Below are 10,282 nucleotides of genomic sequence, written 5' to 3'. Positions count from 1 at the left end.
AGATTTTGATACGAGATGTTAAGCCATGCCAAATTTAGATTCGGTTTACGAGCAATTGACCCAGCATGTGCGGGAGACGGCGCTATTGCATTCCATTGAATCAGTGTTGGGTTGGGACGAGCGGACCATGTTGCCTGCCGCGGCGGGAGAATATCGGGCCGAGCAAATGACGTATATGGCCGGTTTGTTGCACCGCCGCCGCACCGACCCGCGGCTGGGCCAATGGCTGAACGAATTGGCGGCCGAGAATGTCGATCCGCACAGCGAGCGCGGCGCCACGGTGCGCGAACTCAAACGGCAATTCGACCGCCGGGTGAAGTTACCACAAGCGCTGGTGGAGGAGCTGGCACGGACTTCAGTATTGGGCCAACAGGTGTGGGTGACGGCGCGGGCCAAGAACGATTTCGCATCGTTTCGGCCGCTGTTGGAAAAGACGTTTCAATTGAAGCGGGAAGCGGCCGATGCGCTGGGTTATGCGGAAACCCGATACGACGCGCTGCTGGACGATTACGAGCCGGGGGGGCGGACCTCGCGCATTGCCCAAGTGTTGGCGGAATTGCGCGAGCAGTTAGTGCCGCTGGTGGCGGCAATCGGCCAAAGCGGGCGGGAGCCGAATGTGGAGATATTGACGCGTTCCTATGACATAGCAAACCAAGAGCAATTTGCCAAACACGTGGCCGAACAATGCGGATTTGATTTCAAACGGGGCCGGCTGGACGTGACGGCGCATCCGTTTTGCACGAATAACGGTCCTAACGATACACGCATCACGACGCGGTATGACGAGCGACATTTTCCCGGGGCTTTTTTCGGCGTGCTGCACGAAGCTGGGCACGGCATTTACGATCAGGGATTGCGGCCGGAATATTACGGGCTGCCGCCGGGCGAGGCAGTGTCGCTGGGCATTCACGAATCGCAATCGCGGCTGTGGGAAAACTTTGTGGGGCGCTGCCGGCCGTTCTGGAAACACTTTTACGGCGAAGCACAGCGGCGGTTTGGGCAGGCGCTTTCCACAGTTGCGGCGGACGAATTTTATTGGGCCATCAATGACGTGCGGCCATCGTTGATTCGTGTGGAAGCGGACGAGGCCACGTACAACTTGCACATTTTGATTCGCTTTGAATTGGAACAGGCGCTGGTGGCCGACGATTTGAAGTTCGCCGATTTGCCGGGGGCGTGGAATGAAAAATATCGGCATTATTTGGGCATTGCGCCGGCCAACGACGCCCAGGGGGTATTGCAAGATATTCATTGGAGCGCGGGCTTGATCGGTTATTTCCCCACATACTCACTGGGGAATTTATACGCAGCACAGTTTTTCCAGCAGGCTGACCGCGACCTGGGCGGCCTCAGCCAGCAATTCGAGAAAGGCGAGTTTGAGCTGCTGCGAAATTGGCTCCGCCAGCACATTCATCGGCCCGGACAATGTTACACGGCCGACGAACTGGTGCTTCGCGTCACAGGCAAACCACTGTCGCATGCCCCGCTGATGCAGTATTTGAAAGGCAAATTCGGCCCGCTGTATGGCATTAACTAAGTGTCGTATCGGTGCTGCTTTGAGCCTGTTCAGGGGGTACACTAACGATAGCAATGTAAATTGATATTCGCTGCGAGTGTACACGCGCAGCTGCAAATCGGGTGTAGCGCCAAGCCTGTGGAGCGAAATGTCGTGTCTAATTCCGCCACATGTCCCCGATGTTGCCGCGTGGTTTCGTTGCCGGCGAGCGACCCGATTCAAGCGACACGGACCGACGCCTGGGTTCGCTGCCCGCTGTGCCATAGCGAATTTCGATTGCAGGAAGCAATTGATTTTGTGCCGCCGGCTCTGGAAATCATTCCGCAACCTGCCGTGGCGGTTGCCACGGACGTTGACGCGCTGGCGCCATTGCCGCCATCCACCCCGCCAGGTCGACCACTGGAAGATCAAACGATTCCCGATTTGCTCATCAATCCGGAGCGAGAAACCTTTGTTTCACCGCAACACGAATTCGCGCCACAACAACCATTCGCACCGCAACCGACGTTGGCTCAGCCGGCGATTTCTCAATTTACCGCAGGTGAGAACGACGAATGTGAAGATTTCAGCCTGAGCCCGGAATTGCCTGCCGTTCGAGCGGTGCCGATGCCGACGCGGGCTGGATTTCAGATCAAGGCTGGCGGAGGCACATCGTCGCCGGTTGCAATACCTGCGACCGGCACGGCAAACGAACCGTGGGATGCGGCCGGGGAAATTGGAAATCAACCAGCATTTTTCCCGACGGCGCCCCCTAAACGACCACGAGGTTTTCGACGTGCGCGACGCAGAAATCCAATCGTCGAACTGCTGATGATTATCGTGGGTGGAGTGATGGGTTGTGCGATCGGCTACGGAGTGTTGTTGTGGGGATTCAAAGTCGATCCGTTCGATTTAGCCAAGTATTTGCCGCGAGCAATTCTGCCCGAGCAATTCAGATCAACCGATTCTTCGGTGACAGGTGAAGCGGCGCATGACGAAACGACACCCTATGAAACGGGGCCGAGTGAACCGACATCTGGGGAACTGAAAGCGCCGAGTGGATCTTCCGGTGCTGTGATACGGCCCACGCAAGGAGAATCGGAGGCGTTGCCAGCCGGCACGGCGCCGCCGGTCCAAGGAATGACATCGCCAGCTAACGTCCCCCCGCCGAGTGCCGCACCTTCGGGAGGCACTGCCGCGCCGGGAGCAAAAGCAGAGGCATCGCCCCCCCTGTCGACAAGCACTCCGCCAATCCGTCCGGAGCTGCCCCCCTTGGCTGAGCCGTCGGTGCCGCCGCCGGAATCGCAGGCCGATTTGGACGGTCCGAAGACTGACATCGCGTATTCATTAGCCGATGTTTTACATGCGATCTCTGCCGCTACACAGGCTGACGCCGCATTGCAGGCGGCGCGCGAAAGCGGAGACACTGGCGATGCCGCGGCTGTGGCGGAACTGCGCAAACAGAATTACATCGCTCTGGCGAAGTTGGCCGAAACAGTGACGCTCTTGCGCAGCCAAAACGACGACCGCCAAATTGCCCGGTCCAGCGCCGGCGCGTTGGTGCTGCACGCGGCCAACAATCATGCAAAATTGGAAGAATTAGGCACCCTCGCGAGCCACTGGATGAACACCCCTAATCGAGCCAATCGTGGCATCGTCCTGGCCGGTACCGTCCAGAGCGTGGAACCGGTGGGCAAACAATTTCGGACCGTGGTGAAATTATTCGGCCGCGACATGATGGTGCCGATCATCAGCGCGGAACTGCCCGATGTATTGCCGAATGATGGGGCAATCGTTTTGGGAGCGCTGGTGCCTGATCCACGGCAAAGTTTTCCGCAGTACGCCGGCAAAGATGAGCCAGTAGTGTGGGGCGCTGTTGTGGAAAAGCCGGCATTGGTTGCCAGCGGAGGGGCATTTTAGCGCGTCGGAGCGGCCTCTTCGTTGTCGCAAAAGTCCGTCGTTATCGGTTGCGGCGCAATTCTGGGCGCTCGGTGGCTCTCGACCCCGGCTGCCTAACAGTTTGACTCGGCGGGAGATTGCCCTCCTAAGATTTGAAACAGCCCTGAATGCGCATTAAAGTTCCCTTTCCTCTGCGCGCAAAATCGCCATGATTTCCGCCGCCGCATTCCCCGCGCGCAACAATTCTCCCATGGTCCGCATATACGGATCGACGTGCCTGAAGAAATGCTTGTAGGCTGCGCACAAATAGTTCAACCCTTCCTCGCCATCCGGCGTGCGGAGGAACCGATGCTTGGGGCACTCTCCGTTGCAGGCAAACCGCACTTCGCACTGGCGGCAATATTCCGGCAGCGTATTCAGCTTGTCGTTTCCAAACTTAGCCTGTGCCGCCGAGCGCGCCATCTCGCCCAAACTGAGATTCATCACGTTTCCCAGTTTGTACTGCGGATAAACGTAATGATCGCAGCTATATAAATCGCCGTTGTGTTCAATCGCCATCGCCGCCCCGCACGTCTCGGCAAATACACACAACGACGACCCCAACCCCATCCAATTTTCCAGCGCCACATCGAACAACTGCACAAACACTTGCCCTACATCGTGCCGCACCCAGTGGTCAAAAATGGCGCATAAAAAACGCCCATACTGATCTGCCTTCACGCTCCAGTCGGTCACCGCTGAATCCTCGGCGGCCTTTTCACCGGCCACCGGCGGCTCCGCCAACTGTACGCCTCGAGCATTCATCTCCGCCGCCGGTGCAACCCTTTCCACCAACGGGATAAACTGCAGATATGCGCTGCCGATCTCCTTCAAAAACCGATACAGCTCCAACGGCTGCTCCGCGTTCACCCGGTTCACCACGGTCAATGTATTGAAGTCGACCCCGTGCTTCTGCAAAAAACCTAACCCGCGCATTACGGCCTCGAACGTTTTCCCGCCGTGCTTGTCGACCCGGTACGCATCATGGAGTTCGGCGGGTCCGTCAATAGACAGCCCGACTAAAAAAGCGTGCTCCGAAAAAAACGCGCACCAGTCATCATCCAACAACGTTCCGTTGGTCTGCAGCGCGTTGAAAATGTGTTTGCCGCCGGCGTATTTCCGCTGCAACTCTATCGCCCGCTGAAAAAATCCCACGCCCAACAACGTTGGCTCCCCGCCCTGCCAGGCAAAGTACACTTCCGGCCCGGCCTGCCCCGCGATGTACTGCAGAATGTAGGCTTCCAGCACATCGTCGCTCATCGCCCATTTTCGCTCACCCGGATACAGCTTCTCCTTTTCCAGATAGAAGCAATACTTGCAATCCAGATTGCAAATGGGCCCAATCGGCTTAGTCAACACATGGAAACCATGCCCTGGTTCCATGGAAACGCTTTTGATCGGCATGCTTTCGAGTATAACCATTCCGCGCAGCTTTTTTCATTATGCGTGCTTTTGCTCCGGAGGCGCGGTAAAATGTCGCTCTAGGAGGATTGCTTATGCCCCCGCATACACGTCGTGCTTTCCTGGGCCAACTTGCCGCCACCACGCTAGCAGCAACGGTACCGGGCACTTTGCGGGCCCAAAGCGGCCCCGATCCCGCCAAGCGCAAACTCAATGTTCTGTTCATCATGTCCGACGATATGCGCGTCGAGCTGGGCTGTTACGCCTCGATGTTCAACGCGCAAACCCCCAACCTCGACGCATTGGCCCACGCCGGGGTACGTTTCGACCGGAATTACTGCCAGTTTCCGCTGTGCAATCCGTCGCGTGCATCGCTGCTTACCGGGAGAAATCCAACGCAGACAAGCGTGCTGGGAAACCGCACCGATTTTCGTGTGGCGCATCCCGACTGGACGACGTTGCCGCAGTTGTTCAAAGACAACGGATATGTGACGGTGCGCGCGGGAAAAATTTATCACGGAGGGATCGATGATGCCCCGTCCTGGAGCGCCACCAGCGATAAGGGTGGTACGACCGACGACGGCAGCGGCCCGGCGGTTGGGAAAACGATGGTAATTCCACGGGTTCAAATTCCCATGCCGGACGGCGTTCTGCCGCCGCTGCCAGCGGACAACGCCCGCGCGGCTTATTCCGATCGGATCGTCGTTTTAGAAGGGAACGGCGAAGGGCACGGCGATTATCACACCGCAGACCGTACGATTGAGAATTTGCAAAAATACAAAGACCAGCCCTTTTTCATCGCCTGCGGATTTGTGAAGCCGCATAGTCCGCCGACCGCACCGCAGAAGTTTATCGATTTGTACGACGTGGACAAAATCCAATTGACGCCGGATTTTGCCGCCTGGCCAACCGTACCAGCGGGATTTCCCAGCGCCGCCATCCGCAAGCGCAACGCCGATTTGTTCATTGGCCGCGGCGCGAGCGAAGCCGAGGCCAAGGAAGTTATCCGCGCCTACCTGGCCTCCATTTCCTGGGTCGATTGGAACATCGGCCGGGTCATCGCTGAACTTGACCGATTGGGATTGCGCGAAAACACCATCATTGTTTTCCTCGCCGACCACGGGTACCAACTCGGGGAAAAAGGCAAATGGTCAAAGGCCGGCTCGCTGTTCGAAATGGGTACGCGCGTCCCCTTGATCATCCACGCCCCCGGCGCCGCAGGCAACGGTCAGGCGTGCACGCGCATCGTCCAATCGCTCGACCTGTATGCCACGCTGGCCCAACTGTGCAACCTTACGCTGCCCTCCGACAATGAAGGCACAAGCCTCGTCCCTTTGCTCGAAAAACCGGACACCGAGTGGAAACAGCCCGGATACTCGGTCTGGAGCGAAGACGGCAAAACCTTCCACGGCGTGGCCGTCCGTACCGAAGAATACCGCTACGCCGAGTATGGTCCCAACGGCCAGAACGGCGCCATGCTTTTTGATTGCAAGGCCGACCCGCTGGAGATGAAAAATCTGGCCGACGATCCCAAGTTCGCCGCCGTCCGCGTGGAACTTTCCGCCCTGACTAGAAAATATGCCGCCAATCTTTGACTCCCGCCGACCCGGAAAGAGCCGCCTGGCCTAGCCGCAGGGTTTGGGTAAATATACGGACCTTGAACCAGCGGTCGTATCAGAGACCATCGTTTGGGAAAATTAGCAGAACTTCTCACATTTCGGCCTCTTGCTTGCGATGCAGGGAACCATTAGAATCACAGGATGGAGTGTGAGAATGAGTCTCAATAATAACACCGCCAGATCTTCGTCTTTACCACAGCGGCTCATGCCGTTGGGCCGGGTGTTGGCCGGGCAGCGCGCGGCGGTGGCGGAAATTGTGGGACGCAGCGATCAAGTGCAGCGACTCACGGAGTTGGGCTTTCGCCATGGCGTGGCTTTGGAAATGGTGAGTGCCGGAAGTCCCTGCATTGTCCGTCTACAGGGCAACAAGCTGTGCATCCGCGGCAATGAATTGCTGAATGTGCTGGTTGAGTGCGAGGATTGAATCGTGACCACCCTGGCGCAATTGTCGGTCGGCGCGCGGGGTCGAGTCGTGCGAGTCAACCAGTTTGACGAGGTGAGCGCCCGGCTGATGGAAATGGGGCTCACGCCGGGGGTCGATGTGCAAGTGCTGGGTGCTGCGCCGTTGGGAGACCCGATTGAATTGGCGCTACGCGGATACCGGCTGAGCGTGCGCCGCACCGAAGCGGCACGGGTGGAAGTGGAACAAGTGAATGTCTAACTATCTGGGATACAGTGGGCAGCGCCGGGCAAGCCCAGCGGCTAATGTGTCGAATTATTTGAGCGGGTCCAAATCATGTCCACCGCCAATTCGCAAGCCACTTTAACGGTTGCTTTGGTGGGAAATCCGAACACCGGGAAATCGACGCTGTTTACTGCGCTTGCCGGCGTGCGGCAGCGGATTGGCAACTATCCGGGTGTGACGGTCGAGAAGAAAATCGGCCAAATGCAGCACCGAGGACATCGCTGGGCATTGATCGATTTGCCGGGTACGTACAGTTTAGCACCGCATTCGCCGGACGAGATGGTGGTGGTCGACGTGCTGTTGGGCCGCCGTGATGACACGCCGTGCGATGCGATTCTTTGCATCGTGGATGCCAGCAATTTGGAGCGGAATCTGTATTTGGTCAGCCAGGTGCTGGAGCTTGGACTGCCGACGGTCGTGGCGATGAACATGACCGATATTGCGGAGTCGCGCGGATTGAAAATCGATGCCGCAAAGTTGGCTGAGCGGCTAGGAATTCCGGTAGTCCCGGTGCAGGCAAATAAACGGCGAGGACTAGACGAATTGAAAGCCGCGCTGGCTGCAACGCTTGGCCGGCAAGCTGTGCCGCGAGAAAGCCCCTTCCCGCAGGCGTTTCGAGAGGAAGTTACGCGATTGGAAGCGCTCCTCAATGCAGCCCCGGGCAATGGTTCGACGCATGCAACGAACGGGCACCTTCGTTCCGACCCTCTCCCAAAGAGCGCGGGAGCAGTTGTGCCGCGATATTTGGCGGAGCGGCTCCTATTGGATACCGGCGGATATTTGGAGCGGACGGCAGTCATTGGCGGAAACGGGCACGCCGAAAGTCATGCCGGGCAAGTGCGGGAGCATTTACTCTCTGCCCGAGCGCGGTTGGCAGCGGCGGGATTGCCAGTGCCGGCCGTGGAGGCACTGGTTCGATACGATTGGGCGGCCCGACAGTTGGATGGGGTCATTTCTCGGCCAGCGGCGCGCAGCGAAACGCTGACCGATAAAATCGATCGCATTCTCACGCATCGATTGTGGGGCACGGCTGTCTTCGTCATCGTGATGGTGGCGCTATTCTCGTCGATTTTTATGGCTGCCGAGCCACTGATGAAATTGCTGGACGGCGGGGCGCATACGCTGGGCGAGGCTGTAAAAAGCCACATGCCCGACGGAGCGCTGCGGTCGCTGCTGGTGGATGGGCTGATCGCCGGCGCCGGCAGCGTGATTGTGTTTTTGCCGCAAGTGCTGATTCTGTTCATGTTCATCGCCATTTTGGAAGATTGCGGCTACATGGCGCGGGCCGCTTACTTGATGGATAAGCTAATGGTCCGCGTGGGACTGAGCGGCAAATCGTTCATTCCGCTGCTCTCGTCGTTTGCTTGCGCCATTCCAGGCATCATGGCGACACGGGTGATTGAAAATCGGCGCGATCGGTTGACGACGATTATGGTGGCGCCCCTGATGAGTTGCTCGGCTCGGCTGCCGGTGTACACACTGCTGATTGGGGCGTTCATTCCGGCACAAAAATATGTAGCCGGGGTGTTGCCGCTGCAAGGGTTGACACTGTTTGTGATGTATTTGGTGGGCGTGCTGGCGGCCATCGTCGTGGCGCTGATTTTGAAACGGACGCTGTTGCGGGGAGCAACGCCGCCGTTTGTCATGGAGTTGCCGCCATACAAGTTTCCGTCACCGGCACTAGTGGTGCATCGGATGCTGGAGCGCGGCTGGGCATTCGTCAAACGTGCGGGCACGCTGATTGTGGCCGTGGCGATTGTGGTGTGGGCACTGCTTTATTATCCGCACAATCCGGCGGCGGTAGAAGCAAATCTTCAGCAGGACAAGGCGGCGCTGGCGGCACAGATTGAACAACTGCCGGCTGGCGATGAACATCGGCACTTTTTGGAGGCGGAGCTAGCGCGTTATAATGATCCGCAGCAGCACGAACAGTTATTGGCCGGCGCGTATCAGCGGCAGAGCATTTTGGGACACATGGGACGGTGGATTGAACCGGCCGTGCGGCCGCTGGGTTGGGATTGGCGAGTGGGTTGTGCGGCCATCGCTTCGTTCCCGGCGCGCGAAGTAGTGCTGGGAACCCTGGGCGTGATTTACAATTTGGGAAACGTCGATTTGGAGGAAGCCCAAGGGCAGACGCAATTGCAAACGCAGCTTCGCAATGCCACGTGGGATGGCGGCCTGCGGACGGTGTTTACCGTGCCGATGGCTCTGGGCTTGATGGTGTTTTTCGCGCTTTGTGCGCAGTGCGCGGCCACGCTGGTGATTATCAAGCGCGAGACGAACAGTTGGCGCTGGCCGGCGTTCACATTTACTTACATGACCGTGTTGGCGTATGTGGGCGCACTAGCGACGTATCAGATTGGCACGTGGCTGGCGGGATGACTGATAAGCGATTAGCAATTAGCCGGCGGCTAACGGAGCATATCATTCAGATCATGCAGAACATTTTAGCACTGTTGATTGTGGCGGCAGCGGTCGGATATTTGATCCGGCGGGGGTGGCGGTATTTTGCCGCGCGGAAATCGGCGGCCGCATGCGCCAGCGGGTGCGGAAGTTGCTCGGCCAACGAAGGCAATGTGGTAACTAACCGTTTGGGCACAACCAAACCGCTGGTGACGATCGATGGGTTACGATCGCAGCGGCCTCAATAGCAGCCGCGCGGGTCCATTCAGACATTAGTTGCCGTGAAAACCGGTTGAGGTGGCGCCGCTGGCTGTGGCTTCGCTGCCGCGGCGGGCAGAATTGTTGGCGCTTTCGGGGATTGCAGCCGGCGGAGTCGTATCGCCCACGATGGTTGCCTGACAAGTAATGTCGGGCACGGCGTTATCGCCCAAGTCGGTTTTGATTTTGATCTTTTGTTTGACGACGCCTGGCTGTTGTGGCGCGGTGAAGGTGAGCGGAATAATTTGCACATCGCGGGAATCGGCGGGCAGCGTGCAAGTGATTTCGTCCCCACCGGAGACTTCCAATACTTTGAACGGCCGCTTGCTGCGCACCACGACGTTTTTGGTGATGGCCTGGCCGGGCGTCAGTGCGCCCAACATTAAGGAAGCGGGACTGACGGTGACAGCGGCCACGACGCGGCCCGTTACATCGACGGGGAGTTTTTGCGCTTCCGGATCATCGTTGGTCACCAGGAACAAC

The 10,282-nt window shown here is 58.2% G+C and carries 9 protein-coding genes; 7 read left to right on the top strand and 2 right to left on the bottom strand.

Annotated features, from left to right (window positions below; genetic code table 11):
* The first annotated feature begins 25 nt into the window (after positions 1–25).
* Both VMJ32_01040 and VMJ32_01035 read left to right on the top strand, forming a co-directional pair.
* Positions 26–1,537 carry a carboxypeptidase M32 gene (locus VMJ32_01040; protein ID HTQ37580.1) on the top strand — a complete coding sequence of 504 codons (1,512 nt, stop codon included), beginning with the start codon at positions 26–28 and terminating at the stop codon, positions 1,535–1,537.
* A 132-nt stretch (positions 1,538–1,669) separates the two neighbouring features.
* Positions 1,670–3,415: a hypothetical protein gene (locus tag VMJ32_01035; protein ID HTQ37579.1), complete on the top strand. Its 1,746-nt coding sequence runs from the start codon at positions 1,670–1,672 to the stop codon at positions 3,413–3,415.
* A 153-nt stretch (positions 3,416–3,568) separates the two neighbouring features.
* Here the strand turns inward: VMJ32_01035 and VMJ32_01030 are convergent, their stop codons facing one another.
* Positions 3,569–4,837: an anaerobic sulfatase maturase gene (locus VMJ32_01030; GenBank protein ID HTQ37578.1), complete on the bottom strand. Its 1,269-nt coding sequence runs from the start codon at positions 4,835–4,837 to the stop codon at positions 3,569–3,571.
* Between the two features lie 92 nt (positions 4,838–4,929).
* Here VMJ32_01030 and VMJ32_01025 point away from each other — a divergent pair, with 92 nt between their 5' ends.
* The 5 genes from VMJ32_01025 (at position 4,930) to VMJ32_01005 (ending at position 9,789) form a co-directional block, all read left to right on the top strand.
* Positions 4,930–6,429 (top strand): sulfatase, encoded by a 1,500-nt coding sequence (locus VMJ32_01025; GenBank protein HTQ37577.1) that lies wholly within the window; start codon positions 4,930–4,932, stop codon positions 6,427–6,429.
* Positions 6,430–6,607: 178 nt separating this feature from the next.
* The gene (locus tag VMJ32_01020; GenBank protein ID HTQ37576.1) at positions 6,608–6,877 is read left to right on the top strand and encodes a FeoA domain-containing protein; all 270 of its coding nucleotides are present in this window, start codon (positions 6,608–6,610) and stop codon (positions 6,875–6,877) included.
* Positions 6,878–6,880: 3 nt separating this feature from the next.
* Entirely contained in the window at positions 6,881–7,114 is a 234-nt protein-coding gene (locus tag VMJ32_01015; protein ID HTQ37575.1) for a ferrous iron transport protein A, read from the top strand.
* A gap of 75 nt (positions 7,115–7,189) precedes the next feature.
* Positions 7,190–9,520, top strand: coding sequence for a ferrous iron transport protein B (feoB, locus tag VMJ32_01010; protein ID HTQ37574.1), 2,331 nt, complete (start codon positions 7,190–7,192; stop codon positions 9,518–9,520).
* Positions 9,517–9,789, top strand: a complete 273-nt coding sequence (locus VMJ32_01005; protein HTQ37573.1) for a FeoB-associated Cys-rich membrane protein — start codon at positions 9,517–9,519, stop codon at positions 9,787–9,789. The genes feoB and VMJ32_01005 overlap by 4 nt, the downstream gene beginning before the upstream one ends.
* Before the next feature lie 24 nt (positions 9,790–9,813).
* Here the strand turns inward: VMJ32_01005 and VMJ32_01000 are convergent.
* Positions 9,814–10,282, bottom strand: a 469-nt coding sequence (locus VMJ32_01000) for a hypothetical protein (GenBank protein ID HTQ37572.1), incomplete at its 5' end; no start/stop codon positions are given.

The organism is Pirellulales bacterium, assembly GCA_035499655.1.
In the GTDB taxonomy this organism is placed as follows: Bacteria; Planctomycetota; Planctomycetia; order Pirellulales; family JADZDJ01; genus DATJYL01.
This window is presented reverse-complemented; position numbering and strand designations above follow the sequence as displayed.